The organism is Streptomyces sp. NPDC047706, from assembly GCF_043204795.1.
GTDB lineage: Bacteria > Actinomycetota > Actinomycetes > Streptomycetales > Streptomycetaceae > Streptomyces.
On record NZ_JBIDCW010000002.1, the window covers coordinates 121605 to 136589 of the forward strand.

The following is a 14985-nucleotide window of genomic DNA, read 5'->3' on the forward strand; positions in this document are numbered from 1 at the left end:
GTCCAGGCCTTGTCCAGGGGTGTCCAGGCTGTCCAGAGGGTGCGTACGGGTAGGGGCGTTGCGGCACGGTCGTACGACGAGAGGGTGCGGGATGTCGGTGGTGGACACGGCGGCGGGAGGGCTCAATCGCGAGGCGGATGAGCCGGGTTGGGAGGTGGATCCGGACGATGACTGGGGTGTGGCGGTCATCGCGACAGTGGGGCGGCAGTTGAGGCTGCGCAGGGAAGCGGTGGGGATGCGGGTTCCCGAGTTCGCCAAGGCGGTTGGGTACGGCGAGGATCTCGTCTACAAGATCGAGGGTGGGAAGCGGATTCCTCGGCAGGAGTATCTGGACAAGGCCGACGCGGTGTTGGGGGCGGATGGGCTCATCGCGGCGGCTTGGGAGGACGTGAAGAAGGTCCGGTACCCGAAGAAGGTGCGCGACTTGGCGAAGATGGAGGAGAAGGCGGTCGAGATCGGGGTGTACGTGTGCAGCAGCATCCCGGGCCTGTTGCAGACGCCCGAGCACGCACGTGCGCTGTTGGAATCATGGCTGCCTGCCTATTCTCCCGAGGACTTGGAGCGACGGGTGGCCGCTCGCATGGCTCGGCAGTCCATCTACGAGCGCTCGCCCGCTCCCGCCCTCGCTTTCGTCTTGGAAGAGGCGACGCTGCACCGCAAAGTTGGAGGCACAATGGTGCGGCGACAGCAGTTCGAACGTCTGCTGGAGGTAGGACGGTTGCCCAATGTCACGCTTCAGGTGATGCCGTTGGACAGCACGCCGCACCCTGGCATGAGTGGAAGGATCGAGTTGCTGAAGTTCGAGGACGGCACCGCTGTCGGGCGCTCCGACGGAGCGTTCAACGGTCGCCCGGTCTCGGACCTGAGGGAGCTGCGCATCCTTGAGCTGCGGTATGGCACGATCCGGGCCCAGGCTCTTCCCCCAGGAGAGTCGCTGGCCCTCATGGAACGACTGCTGGGAGAAACATGATCCGCAAGCCCACTGCCGGTGACGCCTCCGAGCTGGCGTGGTTCAAGAGCAGCTACAGCAGCGGCCCTGACGGTGACTCCTGTGTCGAAGTCGCGCTGGACTGGTTCAAGAGCAGCTTCAGCGACGGCCCCGACGGCGACTCCTGCGTCGAGGTCGCCACCACCCCCGGCACCGTCCACGTCCGCGACTCCAAGTACCGCGACGCCAGCCCGCGCCTCGCGCTGGCGCCAGAGGCATGGACGGACTTCCTGGCGTACGCGTCGGGGAGCTGAGTCCGCAACTACACGCGCCCCGCGCCTGGTTGTCACCCGGGCGGGGCGCGTTGTCGTACAGCTCAGAACAGGGCGTTTCCGGCTCAGCGGGCCACGAACTGCGTCAGGATCGCCTGGACCTCGTAGATGTCGACGCCCTTGGTGAACGTCTTCTGGATCGGCATCTGGGAGCCGGAGAGCCAGATCTTCAGTTCGGCGTCGAGGTCGAAGGTGCCGGCGGTCTCGACGGCGAAGTGGGTGATGCTGCGGTACGGGATGGAGTGGTACTCCACCTTCTTGCCGGTGATGCCCTGCTTGTCGACCATGATGAGGCGGCGGTCGGTGAACAGCATGGTGTCGCGGATCAGCAGGTACGCGGCGTGCACCTGCTCGCCCTGTCCCAGCAGCCGCGCGTAGTCCTGCGCGGCCGTCCCCGGATCGATGCTGTGCGCGTTGCCGAACAGAGCCATGAACGGACCCCCCCACTCGAACGCCACGTGACCTTGGCCGGTCACGTGATCTTGAGCCAGGTATACCCGCTGGGTGAGGGGTCCGAGAAGGGCTGTTACGCGGCTGTTTCGCCGCCGAAGCGCTCCTTGTACGCGGCCAGGTCGTCGTCCGTGAGCTTGGCGAAGAGGACCGGCGGGACGGTGAAGGGGGTGCCCGCCGGGACGGAGGACAGGGACTTCGCCTCGTCCGCCGAGACCCAGGTGGCGTCGTCGCCGGTGAGTGAGAATGCCTGGCGCATGGCCGCCGAGGTCGCCGGGATGAAGGGCTCCGACACCACCGAGTACAGGTGGATCAGGTTCATCGCGGTGCGCAGCGTCAGGGCGGCGGCGTCCTTGTCCGTCTTGATCTCCAGCCAGGGGGCCTTCTCCTCCAGGTAGGAGTTGCCGGCCGACCACAGGGCGCGCAGCGCGGCCGCGGCCTTGCGGAACTGGAGGGCCTCCATCTGCTGCTCGTACTCGGCGAGCAGGCGGGCGATCTCCTCGCCCAGCGCCGCCTCCGCCGCGCCGGGCTCGCCGCCGGCCGGGACCTCCTCGCCGAAGCGCTTCTTGGAGAAGGACAGGACGCGGTTGACGAAGTTGCCGAGGGTGTCGGCGAGGTCCTTGTTCACCGTCGCCGTGAAGTGCTCCCAGGTGAAGGAGGAGTCGTCGGACTCGGGAGCGTTGGCGATCAGGAAGTAGCGCCAGTAGTCGGCGGGGAGGATCTCCAGCGCGTGGTCGGTGAAGACGCCGCGCTTCTGGCTCGTGGAGAACTTGCCGCCGTAGTACGTCAGCCAGTTGAAGGCCTTGACGTAGTCGACCTTCTTCCACGGCTCACGGACGCCCAGCTCGGTGGCCGGGAACATCACGGTGTGGAAGGGGACGTTGTCCTTCGCCATGAACTCGGTGTAGCGCACGGTGTCGTCGGCCTCGTACCACCAGGACTTCCAGTCCCGGTTCTCCGGGTCCTCGTCCGACCATTCCTTCGTCGCGCCGATGTACTCGATCGGGGCGTCGAACCAGACGTAGAAGACCTTGCCCTCGGCCGCCAGGTCCGGCCAGGTGTCGGCGGGGACCGGGACGCCCCAGTCCAGGTCGCGGGTGATCGCGCGGTCGTGCAGGCCCTCGTTCAGCCACTTGCGGGCGATGGAGGAGGCCAGCTGGGGCCAGTCGTCCTCGTGACGGGCGACCCACGCCTCGACCTCGTGCTGGAGCTTGGACTGGAGGAGGAAGAGGTGCTTGGTCTCGCGGACCTCCAGGTCCGTGGAGCCGGAGATCGCCGAGCGCGGGTTGATCAGGTCGGTCGGGTCCAGGACGCGGGTGCAGTTCTCGCACTGGTCGCCGCGGGCCTTGTCGTAGCCGCAGTGGGGGCAGGTGCCCTCGACGTAGCGGTCCGGGAGGAAGCGGCCGTCGGTGGGGCTGTACACCTGGCGGATCGCGCGCTCCTCGATGAAGCCGTTCTCGTTGAGCTTGCGCGCGAAGTGCTGGGTGATCTCCACGTTCTGCGGGGAGGAGCTGCGGCCGAAGTAGTCGAAGGCGAGGGCGAAGCCGTCGTAGACCGCCTTCTGGGCGTCGTGCGCCTGGGCGCAGAACTCGTCGACGGGGAGGCCCTGCTCCTTCGCGGCGAGCTCGGCGGGGGTGCCGTGCTCGTCGGTGGCGCAGATGTAGAGGACGTCGTGGCCGCGCTGGCGGAGGTAGCGGGCGTACACGTCCGCCGGGAGCATGGACCCCACCATGTTGCCCAGGTGCTTGATCCCGTTGATGTACGGAAGGGCGCTGGTGATGAGGTGTCGAGCCATGGCTTGGCTGCTCCCAGGTCGGTTGTTTTTCGAACCTTGAAATCGTAGCCGACACGGGTGGGCCGCCCGCTTCCCGTTTTGAGGGGTGAGAGGCGGGCGGCCCGGGGATTTCGCGCTGTGCGGGATTTGCTGTGCGGGATTTACGGTCGCCAGTGCGCGAGGACGCCCTCGTAGAACTCGGCGTCGGTGAGTTCCTTCGGGGTGGGGCCGGCGTGGAAGAACGACGTGTTGCCGGTCTTCAGCTTGCGGAGGTAGTCGAAGGCCTTGTTGTCGTGCTCACCGAAGGCGACGAAGGCGAAGTGGATGTGGGGGTAGGTCTTCGCGGCGACGGTGAGGGCGTGGGTGGCGGGGGTCTTCGCGTCGGGCGCGCCGTCGGTCTGGAAGATCACGAGGGCGGGGGTGCCGGGGGCGGCGCTCTTGTCGTGGTGGGTGAGGACGTCCTCGACGGCGACGTGGTAGCTGGTACGGCCCATGCGGCCGAAGGCGGCGTGCAGCTCGTCGATCTTGTTCTCGTGATCGGAGAGGGTCAGCTCGCCGGTGCCGTCGAGTTCCGTGGAGAAGAAGGTGACGTGGACCGTGGCCTCGGGGTCGAGGTGGGCGGCGAGCGCGAGCGTCTGCTCCGCGAGGGCCTGGGCGGAGCCGTCCTTGTAGTACGGGCGCATGGAGGCGGAGCGGTCGAGTACGAGGTAGATCTTGGTCGGGGTGGCGGTGGTGAGGGCCCGGGACTCGAGGGCGGTGGCGGCGGCGGAGTAGGCCGTGCGGAGGGTGGGGGGTACGGGGGTGCCGTGCACGCCCGCGACACCCTCGCGGCTTTCGTCGCCGGGGGCGGGGGCGGTCTCGTCGGCTTCGGGTGCGGCTTCGGGGGCGGTCTCGTCGGCTTCGGGTGCGGCTTCGGAGGTGGCCTCGCCGGCTGCGGTGGCGGTCTCGTCGGCTTCGGGAGCGGCTTCGGCGTCCGGTGCGGTGGTGGCTTCCGGGTCCGGGGTGGTGTCCGGTGCGGTGGTGGCTTCCGGGTCCGGGGTGGTGTCCGGTGCGGTGGCGGTCTCGGGCTCCGTGGCGGTGGGCTCCTGCGCCGGGCCGGCTGAGGCGACCGGGGCGGGGGGCTCGGCGACCGGTTCCGCCACGACCTCGGCCTGCGGCTGCGGGGCCGGCTCGGTGGTCAGGTCGGCCTCTGCGGGGGTCGCCGTCGTGGGCGCCGGGTGGGCCTGGGCCTCGCCCTCCGCTTCCGGCTGGGGCTCGGCGTCAGCCTCCTTCGACGCGGGGGCTTCCGTGGTGGCCGGCGCGGGCGGTTCCGCTTCCGCCGTCGGCTCGTCGTTCGTCTCCAGCCGCGGGGCGGGCTCCGGGTCCGTGTCCGCGGTCGGCGCGACGCCTGCCTCGGCCTCGGCCTCGGCTTCCGGCGCCGACGGCTCGGCGCCGGCCTCCGTCGTCGGTTCCGTTTCGGTCGTGGGCGTGGTGTCGGTCTCGGGCTGCGGCGCGGCCTCTGCTGCGGGCTGGGCCGCCGGCGCCGGCGCCGGCGCCGTTGCCTCGGGCTCGGCCTCGGGCTCGGCGCTCGTCTCGGTGGTCAGTTCCGTTTCGGCCGTCGGCTCGGCGCTCGTCTCAGCGGTCGGCTCCGCCTCAGCCGTCGGCGTGGTGTCCGGCTCGGGCTGCGGCTGCGGCTGCGGCTGCCGCTGCGCTTCCGTCCCGGGCTCGGTGGCCGACGTGCTCTCCGGCGCCGCCGCCGACGTGATATCCGGCTCGGTGACCGACGTGCTCTCGGGCGCCGTCGCCGACGTGTTCACCGGCTCCGTGGACGACGTGCTCGGCGGCGTGTCCTCGGCGGCGGGCTCCGTCGTCAGGTGCCGCTCCTTCTCGGTCACGGGCTCCGTCGGCTGCCCCGTGCGGGGCTGTTCCGTCGGTTTGTCCGAAAGGGGCGCTTCCGTGGCGTCGTTCGGGGCGGCTGAAACCGGGCGGGTCTGCTGGGGGACCGTCACCTTGTCGAAAGCCGCCGAGACCAGTTCGTGCTCCGAGCGGGGCTCGGGGACGTGCGGGGCCGCGGCCGGCGCACTCTGCTCCGAGGGCGTCGGCTCCGAGGGTGCCGCGGGGGCCTTCGGCGGTGTCGCCGAGGACGGTGCCGGAGGGGCCGTCGGTGTTGGTTCCGGCTGCGTGGAGACACCCTCTGCCTCGGGACTGCGGCCCTTTCGGGAACGGCCGAACGCGTTCCGCAGGAGAGTGAGAATGCCCATTAGCGCAACCCTTCGCGTGAGTTGATGCCCGTCAATCCCTGGCCAGGACGGACACGTAAGGTTAGCGGTCCCGGAAGGGCCGACGGCGTTCGCGTCAAGGGTCGGTCCCGGACGCGCTGCGGGTAAACCTCAACTCCCTGACAGATACTTCCGGTTCACGCGGCGTTCATTCGATGGCTCCGCTCCCGCACAAACGTGCTCCTACCGTCCGTCACGCTGGATACAAGGGGAAGCAAGGGGAGTAAAAGGTGCGCAATCTACTGCCTATCGTCAGAACGAACGACTCGCACAACGGCGGACGGTCCGCCCTGACCTGCCGTTTCCGGTGTGGTGACGCCTGCTTCCACGAGGTGCCCAACACCACCGCCAACCCGTACGTGGGCGATGTCATCGCCGGCGCCCTGAGCCGCCGTGGCGTGATGCGCGCCGCCGCGGTCGTCACCGCGGCCGCCGCCGGTACCGCCGCGGGCGTCGCCGCCGCCCCGCAGGCCGAGGCCGCGCCCGCCGGTCACTGGCCCAAGCCGAGTGGCAAGGGCGCCCGTGGCCTGCGCTTCACGCCGGTCGAGCCGAACACCGACGACGCCGTGACGATCCCCGAGGGCTACGCCCAGAACATCGTCATCCGCTGGGGCGAGCCCATTCTGCGCGGCGCCCCCGCCTTCGACCCGGACAAGCAGTCCGCCAAGGCCCAGGCCGGTCAGTTCGGGTACAACTGCGACTTCCTCGCGCTGCTGCCGGTGCCCGGCGAGCGTGGCCGGCAGATCCTCGTCGCCAACCACGAGTACACCGACGAGATCCTCATGTTCCGCGGCTACGACGCCGCCAACCCGACCAAGGAGCAGGTCGAGATCGCCTGGGCCGCCCACGGTCTCTCCGCCGTCGTGGTCGAGGAGGAGCGCCGTACCGGCAAGCTCACCCCCGTCTCGCGTCACCCGCTCAACCGCCGGGTCACCGCCACCACCGAGTTCCGCATCACCGGCCCCGCCGCCGGCTCCGACCTGCTGAAGACCTCCGCCGACCCGACCGGCCGCAAGGCACTCGGCACCCTCAACAACTGCGCCGGCGGCGTCACCCCGTGGGGCACCACGCTGCACGGCGAGGAGAACTTCAACCAGTACTTCGCCAACGCCACCCGCACCACGGACAAGCGGTACGGCATCGGCACCGGCGCCACCGAGCGCAAGTGGGAGCGTTTCGACAAGCGCTTCGACGTCGCCCAGGAGCCGAACGAGGCGCACCGCTTCGGGTACGTCGTCGAGCTCGACCCGTACAACCCCGACGCCGCGCCGCGCAAGCACACCGCGCTCGGCCGCTTCAAGCACGAGGGCGCGACCGTGCGCCTGACCGGCGACGGCCGGCCGGTCGTGTACTCCGGTGACGACGAGCGGTTCGACTACTTCTACAAGTTCGTCGGCAGCAAGCGGATGATGAGGGGGAACTCCCGCGCCGCCCGCGAGCACAACCTCTCGCTGCTCGACGAGGGCACCCTGTACGTCGCCAAGCTCACCGGTGACTCCCCGGCCATCGAGATCGACGGCACCGGCAAGCTCCCGGCGGACGGCGAGTTCGACGGCAGCGGCGAGTGGATCCCGCTGGCCACCGCGACGTCGCGCGGTGCCGTGTCCCACGTCGAGGGCATGTCCGCCGAGGAGGTGTTCGTCTTCACGCGCCTCGCGGGTGACAAGGTCGGCGCCACGAAGATGGACCGCCCCGAGGACATCGAGCCCAACCCGCACACCGGCAAGGTGTACGTCGCCCTGACCAACAACAGCAACCGCGGCATCGGCACCAACGCCAAGGCGGACGAGGCCAACCCGCGCAACGCCAACAAGCACGGCCACATCCTGGAGCTGACCGAGCGCTGGAACCGGGCCGACGCCACCAGGTTCGCCTGGACGCTGTTCCTGGTCGCCGGTGACCCGAACGACCCGGCCACCTACTTCGCCGGGTTCCCCAAGGACGACGTCAGCCCGATCTCCTGCCCGGACAACGTGGCCTTCGACGACCACGGCAACCTGTGGATCTCCACCGACGGCGCCCAGCTCGGCTCGCACGACGGTCTCTTCGGTGTCGCCACGCGCGGTGACCGGCGCGGTGAGCTGAAGCAGTTCCTGACGGTGCCGAAGGGCGCGGAGACCTGCGGTCCGGTCATCCAGGACCGCCGTGTCCTGGTCGCCGTGCAGCACCCGGGCGAGCTCGACGGGGCGACCGCCGAGAAGCCGCTGAGCGCATGGCCCGACGGCCCCGGCAAGATCAACCGTCCCGCGGTCGTGGCCGTGTGGCGCAAGGACGGCTGCGACATCGGCATCTGAGCCGGCGCCACGGCAGTCAGGTGAGCGGCGACGCGATCGCCCGCGCCGCCGCCACCTCCTGCCGCAGCGGCTCCAGGACGCTGCCCGCCGGGCCCGTCAGGTCCGTGCGGACGGGGACGAGGGTGTCCGTTTCGCGCAGGCCCTCGGAGAGTTCCCGCAGTTGCCGGGCCACCTGATCGACCTCTGCCTCCGACGGCGGCGCGGATCCGTGCCTGATGCGGACCCGAGCCGCCGTCGTCGCGTCCACCATGCGCTCCACCGCGACGACCAGCGGCCACCAGGCGGCGGCGCGCCGGCCGGTCGGCGGGGGCTCGGTGAGCGCCCGCTGGAACTCCGTACGGATGCCGGACAGGTCGCGGTAGAGGCGACGGCGCATCCGGGCGCGGGCCGCGGGGTCGGCCGAGGTGGCGAAGGCCGTCTCGACGTAGAGGGCCGTGTCCGCCACCGCGTCGGCGAGCCGGGCGCCGACACGGGTGTGCCAGCTCTCCGGCCACAGCAGGTACCCGGCGATCAGCGCGATCGCGCAGCCCATCAGCGAGTCGACCAGGCGGGGCAGCAGCAGCGCGGTGCCCTCCTGGTTGAGGACGTCGGAGAGCAGCAGGATCACCGGCGTGATGGCGGCGGTCTGGTAGCCGTAGCCGCGCGGGGTGAGCGCCGGGATCAGCGGGGCGAGCACCAGCATGACCAGTACGTCCCACCAGCCGCGCGGCACCTCCGCGAGTACCGCCGCCGCGACGACCAGCCCGGCGACCGTGCCGAGCGCGCGCAGCAGGGCACGGGAGAAGACCGAGCCGAAGTCGGGCTTGAGGACGAAGGTGATGGTCAGGGCGACCCAGTAGGAGCGCGGTACCGCGATGATCGAGACCAGGGCCTGGGCGATGCCGATGCACAGGGCGAGGCGCAGGCCGTAGTGCCAGGAGCCGGCCGACAGCAGCATGCTGCGGGTGGCGCGGGCCGTGCGGATGCCGAGGGCGGCGGGACGGCCGAGCCGGTCCTCCAGGCCGCCCGGGTCGATGTCGGGGGCGGTGACGACCGAGGAGGCGTGCCGCAGGGCGTGGTCGATGGCGCGGCCGGTCTCCGTGGTCGGGGGCGGCAGGCGCAGCGCGAGCGGCTCGGTGCGGCCGCTCTGCACCGCGTCGGCGATGGCGCGTACTGCCGCCGGGATCTCGGCGGGCAGCGGCCTGCCGCTGAGATGGACGGCGGGGGCGGCCTCCAGGACCGGCGTGACGGCGTTCAACTGCGCGATCAGCCGGGTCAGTTCCGGGCTGCGGCCGTGATGGCGGGCGCGGTGGGACAGGACGAGGTCGTACGCCTGGTTCATGGCGTCGGTGACGGCGTGCCGGGCGTCGTCGTAGGCCACCTCCGACTCGCCCGCGCAGGTGCCGAGCAGGTCGGCGACGCGCCGGTAGGTGCCGGCGACCGCCAGCCGTTCGGGCACCCCTGCGCGCAGCGGCCAGGCCAGCAGGGCGAGGAGCAGCACGAGCAGGCCGCCGCCGCCGATGAGCAGGGCCGGAACCCACCACGGGCCCGGCAGGGGCAGGCCCGCCCCGACGACGCAGTTGAGCAGCAGGAGCAGTCCCGACACGGAGGCGACCGCGCCGATCGTGGAGATCATCCCGGAGATCAGCGCGATGCCGGTCACGGTGACGACGGCGACCCAGCCGTGCCCGTGGACGAGGGTGCCGAGGGTGACGCCGGCGGCGCCGAAGAGCTGCGGCACGGCGATGTTCAGCACCCGCATCCGGTACGCGGCGGCGGTGTCGCTGATGACGCCGTTCAGGGCGCCCATGGCGGCGAGGGCCCCGTAGGCGGGCCGGTCGAAGGCCAGCCCGAGGGCCAGCGGCAGCGCGAGCGCGACGGCCGCCCGGGCGGCGGCGGGCCGGTTGACCGGCGCCTGCTGCGCCCGGAGATTCCTCACCAGCCAGTCGGGCGGAGTGAGGCTGACGGGGAACTCGCGGGCCATGCGCCCATTATGTCCGTTCGGCTCGTCCCGCCGATGGAACTCCTGTGCGAGGACGGTCCCGCCGCCGGCCGGGCGCCACAGGGGCGTCGTCCTACGCCTCGGCCCGGGTCGGTCGCCGGGGTGGAACCGGGCCGGGCGTCCCGGGTACCGGCCGGCGTCGCAGCCGGCGGTCGTAGCGGCCGGTGAGCCAGGTGAGAAGGGCCACCGCGAGGCCGAGGGTGACGAGCAGCCAGGACGCCGTGCGCAAGGTCGCGGTGAGGGCGTCGTAGACGGCGCCCGCGGCGGGGCGGGAGACCGACGCGGGCAGGTCGGACAGCGTGAGCCGGCGTCCGACCGCCACGGCCACGCCGAGCAGGGCGCCGCCGAGGGCCGTGCCGAGGGCGGTCGCGGCGATCGCGCGGCGACGGCAGGTCGCGAGGGCGATCCCGGCGACGGCGAAGGTGACGGCCGCGACGGGCAGCCAGAGGGCGGCGACTTCGAGCACGTCGTATCCCTTTCGGAGCCGGTCCAGATCGCCGGGCGCGAGCACCGCGACCTCGGTGTGGCGGACCGGGATGCGGTGGGCCAGCGGCATGTTCTCGCCGGCCAGGCGGTCCTTGATGCGGGTGGTCACGGGCGCGAGGTCGACGGTCACCGGGGCGGTGCGCGGCCGGTCGTCGTCGCGCAGGGCGTGCAGCACGGCGCCGTGCGTGGCCCGGTTCGCCGCGTCCCAGCCGGCCCGGAAGGCGTCGGTCTGCGTGAACGAGCGCACCGCGTCCCGCGCGAACGGGCCCATCGTGCCCGGCGTCCCGCCGATCCGCCGCGCCACCGCGTCCCCGACGGTGTCCGCGACCGCGTCCCGCACGGCCGGGTCACCGGCCAGCGGCGCCATGGTGCGGACGTAACGCCCGGTGTCGGCCAGGCCGTACGCCGCCCAGGCGGACAGCGCGCCGAGCGGCGTGAACAGGCAGCACAGGGCGATCAGCGCGGCGGACAGGGCGCCGCGCAGCCGGATTGCGCGTGCAGGTGCTGGCCTGGAGGACACCCTTCCAGGCAACGGCCCGAAGCCGGGCGGTGCGAGCGGTACGGCTGCGATCGGGTGTATGCGTCGAGCCGTGGGGGCTCCGCCTCCGGTGGAGGGTTGGGCCGAACGGGTGTTTCCTGGAAGGGAAGTGTTCTCGGACCTCGTCGGACGACAGGGGCGCGCTGCCTGTCGTCCGGTGAGTGGAGGGATGAGGGAAAGTATGGACCCCGGCCACCACGCCGGGGTCCATACGTGTGCGCCGCCGGGGAGGTCAGCCTGCCGAGGCGTACGTCACGAATGCCGTCCAGGCCTGTGGGGTGAGGCCGAGGTGGGGGCCGTCGGTCTGCTTGGAGTCGCGGACGTGGATGGTGCGGGGCGCCACCGCGATCTCGACGCAGGATTCGCCGTCGGTGCCGCCGCTGTAGCTGCTCCTGAACCACGCCGGTTCGGAAGGGCCCCCGGCGAGGGCCTTGCGCATCATGTGTCTCCCAGCAGTTGCTCGATGAAGGCCGGCGACTCCCCGGGCGGGAGGGCCTGCGCTCGTACGAACCGCCCTGACAGCCCGGACAGCGCCGGACGGCATCCGGACAGTCACCGTACGTATTCCCTGAGTGGCTTCTCACGGTAGGTGCGCACGGCCACGCTGAGTGACGTGAACCGGAAATCCGCCGAACTCGACACCGGCATCCGCAGCTTCAGCGTGCAACTGTCCTCCACGCCGCGCGGCGCCCGCCTCGCCCGTCTGCTCGCCACCGAGCAACTCCGCTCGTGGGAGATCCCGTTGGACCCGGGACGGCAGATCGTCGCGGAACTCGCCGCCAACGCGGCGACACACGGCCGGGTGGGGGGTCGTGACTTCCGGCTGATGCTCTACGTCGTGGGCGACGTCCTGCGCGTCGAGGTCACCGACACGCGCGGCGAACGGCTTCCCCGGCCGCAGGCGCCCTCCCCGGGCGCCGAGTCCGGCCGGGGCCTGCTGCTGGTGCAGGCGCTGGCCGACCGCTGGGGCGTGGTCGGGGACCGCTTCCCGCGCAAGACCGTCTGGGCCGAACTCCGCCTCACGGCACGCGACCCGTCCTGCCCACCCCCGGCCGGCTAGGCCCTGTCGCCGTGCGTGTAGTAGCGGTAGAACAGCACCGCGAAGAAAGCCCCCGCGATCACCAGTGACATCAGGGCCGAGCGCAGCACGCTGTAGCCGATCTGGCCGTAGAGGAAGCCGAACGCGACGCCCGCGAAGACCGCCCAGATCAGTGCGTGCGCGCCGCGGTGGACCCGCCCCGCGATCTCCCGTACCGCGACGTACGCCAGGATGAACACGAGGGCGGTGAGGAATCCGAAGAGCAGGTTCCAGCCGGTGATGGGGCCCGGGTCGCGCCGGTTGGCCGCGGCCCAGTAGCCGTAGACCAGCCCGAGGGCGACCGGCCAGGCCCAGCGGGCGATCGCGTGCGTACGGGTGCTGAAGACGTCCGGCAGGCGCGTCGCGCCGGGCCGGGCGGTGGGCGCGCCGGATGCGGGTGCCGCATGAGCCATGGGAGCACTCCTCTCTCCTCGCCCCCGCCTTCCAGGGCACACCGGAGAAGGGCGGGCGGCAAGTCGGCCGGCGCGGGGCAACGGATGCGCAGGGTACCGGGCCGTGTTTCGCTGTGGTGCATGACCAGGCCCGCGAGCGGGCGCGGCGGGCAGAGCCTGCTCGTCCGGTTCACCCGGTCCGGGCGCCGGGAGGCCCTGCACCGGCACCAGATGCTGCGTGTCCGTGGCCGCAGTGTCGCCTGGGTACCTCCGCTGCTGCTGCTCATCACGATCGCGGTGGTGGACGCCAACACCGCCGGCGACTTCCGGATCGCCTCCTGGATCGTGCTGGTCCCCGGCATCGCCGCCGCGATCTGCGGGGCGTGGGGCACGGCGGCCTTCGCGGTGCTGTCGCTGCTGGCGTACCTGATCGTGGACAGCGCCTGGCCCGACGAGTTCCAGGCCTGGATGCCCGACCTCATCCTGATCGCGATGGGCGGCCTGCTGGCCACGGCGGCGTGTGTGGTCCGCATCCGGGGGGAGGAGCGGCTGCTGCGCATCCGAAGCATCGCGGAGACGATCCGCCGTACCGTGCTGCGCCCCCTGCCCGCCGAGTGGGGCGGCCTCTCGCACGCCGCCGTGTACCTCGCGGCCGACACCGACGCCCGGGTCGGCGGCGACTTCTACGACATCCAGCCCGGCCCGCACGGCACCCGCGTCCTCGTCGGTGACGTCCAGGGCAAGGGCCTCGGCGCGGTCGAGGCGGCGGCGGCCTTGCTGAGCACGTTCCGCGAGGCCGGATACCACGAGCCGGACCTGGCCACCGTCGCCGAGCGCCTGACGGTACGCATCCGGCGGCACCGGGACCACGCCGCCGCCCTCGGCCGCACGGACAGCGACCGCTTCGCCACCGCCCTGCTGCTCGGCTTCCCGGCGGACGGGACGGACGCGGTCGACGTCGTCAACTTCGGCCACGACCCGCCGCTCATCGCCGGTCCGCGCGGCGTCCGCACCCTGCCCACGACCGGCGGCCTGCCGCTGGGCCTGGGCGAGCTCGTCCCGCCGGGCGTGCCCACCCTGCCCCCGGTGCGCAGATTCCCCTTCGCCGCGGACGAGACGCTCCTGCTCACCACCGACGGCGTCACCGAGGCGCGGGCCCCGGACGGCACGTTCTACCCGCTGACCGCCGAGGTGACCCGCGCGCTCACCGCCGACGAGCGGACCGCCCGCCCGAGACGGCTGGTGGCCTTCGTGCGGGACGGGGTGCTGCGGCATTCCCGGGGCCGTCTGGTGGACGACACGACGGTGTTCGCGGTGCGCAGGCTCTGAAGCGGGCGCGAGCGCCTCGGCGGTGCCCCGGACGGGCGGTGGCACATCGCGCCGTTTCACGCGCGATCGGGCGGGCGTCGACCGTCCCGGCCCCGCCGGTCTTCGCAGCGGTTACGGTGCTGACGTACGTGATCGACAGGGAGGGACCATGCCGGGGACCGTGTTGCTGGTGGCCGCCTCGCCCGTGGGGAAGGGGCGGCTGGTGGATGCGGCGACGGTGCTTCCCGTGCTGGCGGCCGTCCCGCCCGGGGTGCTGGCGGGCGCCGACACCGCGAACGTCGTGGAGCTGGCCGACCCGGTGGAGCCGCAGGCCGTGCTGACGCGGCTGCGGGCGGCCGCCGGGGCGGTGGGGCCCCTGACGGTGTTCGTCACCGGGCAGATCCTGCTCGACCGGCGCCAGCGGCTGCCGCACCTGGCGCTGGCACGGACGACGCCGGCCACCGCGCGCTACACGGGTTTCCCCTGGCACTGGCTCCGGGAGGAGCTACGGCTGCGCGCGCCGGGCACCACGACCCTGGTCCTCCGCAACGCCGCACCGTCGCCGGGCCGGCGTACATGAAGGCCGTCGCGACCATCCTGCGCAGCGGGCACCGGCCGCCCGTCGAACAGCTGCACGAGCAGGCGCTGAGCCGGATCACCGGGGAGCACCCCGGCCTCGTGCTCGCCACCCGGGCGCCCGGCGCCAGTGATCCGCACGCCGCCGTCTCCGCCGCCGTGCGGGCCGGCCGGCACACCGACGCCGACGGGCTGGCCGCCCGCTGGGAGCAGGCAGCCGCCCGGGCGCACGGCGCCGCCTCCGAGGAGGCGCTGCACTGGTCGGAGGTCAGGGCGGACCTGGCGATGTTCGCGGGGGACGCGGCCCGCAGCTGCCGCACCTGGCTGGCGGTGGCGTCCGCCCGGCTCGCCGCCGGGCAGGCACCGGACACGCCCGCCGTCGAGGCGGCCGTCGACCGTGCCCACCACCAGTGGGGAGAGATCCGCGACCCGGCACGGGCCCGCGAACTGGGTCCCGTGCTCGCCGAGTTGCGCGGCCGGGTGCCGGGCAGGCGGACCGGCGCCCTGGACCACGTACAGCGGCAGCTGCGCCAGCTCCAGACGCAGAGCTGAATCCGCGCCGCCCGCGTCCGCACCCTCCCCAGACGGCA

The 14985-nt window shown here is 72.2% G+C and carries 12 protein-coding genes and 1 pseudogene; 6 read left to right on the plus strand and 7 right to left on the minus strand.

Annotation, left to right across the window (positions count from 1 at the left end; translation table 11 throughout):
* Positions 1-91: 91 nt before the first annotated feature.
* Positions 92-970, plus strand: coding sequence for a helix-turn-helix domain-containing protein (locus ACGF8A_RS02450; protein ID WP_393103386.1), 879 nt, complete (start codon positions 92-94; stop codon positions 968-970).
* Positions 967-1242 (plus strand): DUF397 domain-containing protein, encoded by a 276-nt coding sequence (locus tag ACGF8A_RS02455; protein WP_393103388.1) that lies wholly within the window; start codon positions 967-969, stop codon positions 1240-1242. Before ACGF8A_RS02450 ends, ACGF8A_RS02455 begins: the two co-directional genes overlap by 4 nt.
* Positions 1243-1325: 83 nt before the next feature.
* On the opposite strand, the gene ACGF8A_RS02460 is transcribed toward ACGF8A_RS02455, so the two are convergent.
* From ACGF8A_RS02460 to ACGF8A_RS02470, 3 genes are all read right to left on the minus strand, one after another.
* Positions 1326-1691: a PH domain-containing protein gene (locus ACGF8A_RS02460; protein WP_393103390.1), complete on the minus strand. Its 366-nt coding sequence runs from the start codon at positions 1689-1691 to the stop codon at positions 1326-1328.
* Between the two features lie 95 nt (positions 1692-1786).
* Positions 1787-3505, minus strand: coding sequence for a methionine--tRNA ligase (gene metG, locus ACGF8A_RS02465; RefSeq protein WP_393103392.1), 1719 nt, complete (start codon positions 3503-3505; stop codon positions 1787-1789).
* A gap of 140 nt (positions 3506-3645) precedes the next feature.
* Positions 3646-5358: a VWA domain-containing protein gene (locus tag ACGF8A_RS02470; RefSeq protein WP_393103394.1), complete on the minus strand. Its 1713-nt coding sequence runs from the start codon at positions 5356-5358 to the stop codon at positions 3646-3648.
* Between the two features lie 614 nt (positions 5359-5972).
* Here ACGF8A_RS02470 and ACGF8A_RS02475 point away from each other — a divergent pair.
* Complete coding sequence (locus ACGF8A_RS02475; protein ID WP_393103396.1) at positions 5973-8036, plus strand: PhoX family protein; 2064 nt, start codon at positions 5973-5975, stop codon at positions 8034-8036.
* Positions 8037-8052: 16 nt separating this feature from the next.
* Here ACGF8A_RS02475 and ACGF8A_RS02480 read toward each other — a convergent pair whose 3' ends face one another.
* The 3 genes from ACGF8A_RS02480 to ACGF8A_RS02490 all read right to left on the minus strand — a co-directional run bounded on the left by ACGF8A_RS02480 (position 8053) and on the right by ACGF8A_RS02490 (position 11483).
* Complete coding sequence (locus tag ACGF8A_RS02480) at positions 8053-9999, minus strand: FUSC family protein (protein WP_393103398.1); 1947 nt, start codon at positions 9997-9999, stop codon at positions 8053-8055.
* A gap of 91 nt (positions 10000-10090) precedes the next feature.
* On the minus strand, positions 10091-11023 hold the full coding sequence (locus ACGF8A_RS02485; RefSeq protein ID WP_393103400.1) for a hypothetical protein: 933 nt from the start codon (positions 11021-11023) through the stop codon (positions 10091-10093).
* Positions 11024-11273: 250 nt separating this feature from the next.
* Entirely contained in the window at positions 11274-11483 is a 210-nt protein-coding gene (locus ACGF8A_RS02490) for a DUF397 domain-containing protein (protein WP_393103402.1), read from the minus strand.
* Positions 11484-11654: 171 nt separating this feature from the next.
* Between ACGF8A_RS02490 and ACGF8A_RS02495 the strand changes: the two genes are divergently transcribed.
* On the plus strand, positions 11655-12101 hold the full coding sequence (locus ACGF8A_RS02495; protein WP_393103404.1) for an ATP-binding protein: 447 nt from the start codon (positions 11655-11657) through the stop codon (positions 12099-12101).
* On the opposite strand, the gene ACGF8A_RS02500 is transcribed toward ACGF8A_RS02495, so the two are convergent.
* On the minus strand, positions 12098-12532 hold the full coding sequence (locus ACGF8A_RS02500) for a hypothetical protein (protein ID WP_393103406.1): 435 nt from the start codon (positions 12530-12532) through the stop codon (positions 12098-12100). The two genes, ACGF8A_RS02495 and ACGF8A_RS02500, sit on opposite strands and share 4 nt — an antisense overlap.
* A 120-nt stretch (positions 12533-12652) precedes the next feature.
* On the opposite strand from ACGF8A_RS02500, the gene ACGF8A_RS02505 reads away from it, so the two are divergent.
* Complete coding sequence (locus ACGF8A_RS02505; RefSeq protein WP_393103408.1) at positions 12653-13840, plus strand: PP2C family protein-serine/threonine phosphatase; 1188 nt, start codon at positions 12653-12655, stop codon at positions 13838-13840.
* A 148-nt stretch (positions 13841-13988) separates the two neighbouring features.
* Positions 13989-14947, plus strand: a pseudogene (locus tag ACGF8A_RS02510) (hypothetical protein).
* The last annotated feature ends 38 nt before the right edge of the window (positions 14948-14985 follow it).

Coding starts and splice junctions, on each gene's coding strand:
- ACGF8A_RS02450 (WP_393103386.1), top strand. CDS start 92: ATGTCGGTGGTGGACACGGCGGCGGGAGGGCTCAATCGCGAGGCGGAT.
- ACGF8A_RS02455 (WP_393103388.1), top strand. CDS start 967: ATGATCCGCAAGCCCACTGCCGGTGACGCCTCCGAGCTGGCGTGGTTC.
- ACGF8A_RS02460 (WP_393103390.1), bottom strand. CDS start 1,691: ATGGCTCTGTTCGGCAACGCGCACAGCATCGATCCGGGGACGGCCGCG.
- metG (WP_393103392.1), bottom strand. CDS start 3,505: ATGGCTCGACACCTCATCACCAGCGCCCTTCCGTACATCAACGGGATC.
- ACGF8A_RS02480 (WP_393103398.1), bottom strand. CDS start 9,999: ATGGCCCGCGAGTTCCCCGTCAGCCTCACTCCGCCCGACTGGCTGGTG.
- ACGF8A_RS02490 (WP_393103402.1), bottom strand. CDS start 11,483: ATGATGCGCAAGGCCCTCGCCGGGGGCCCTTCCGAACCGGCGTGGTTC.
- ACGF8A_RS02500 (WP_393103406.1), bottom strand. CDS start 12,532: ATGGCTCATGCGGCACCCGCATCCGGCGCGCCCACCGCCCGGCCCGGC.
- ACGF8A_RS02505 (WP_393103408.1), top strand. CDS start 12,653: ATGACCAGGCCCGCGAGCGGGCGCGGCGGGCAGAGCCTGCTCGTCCGG.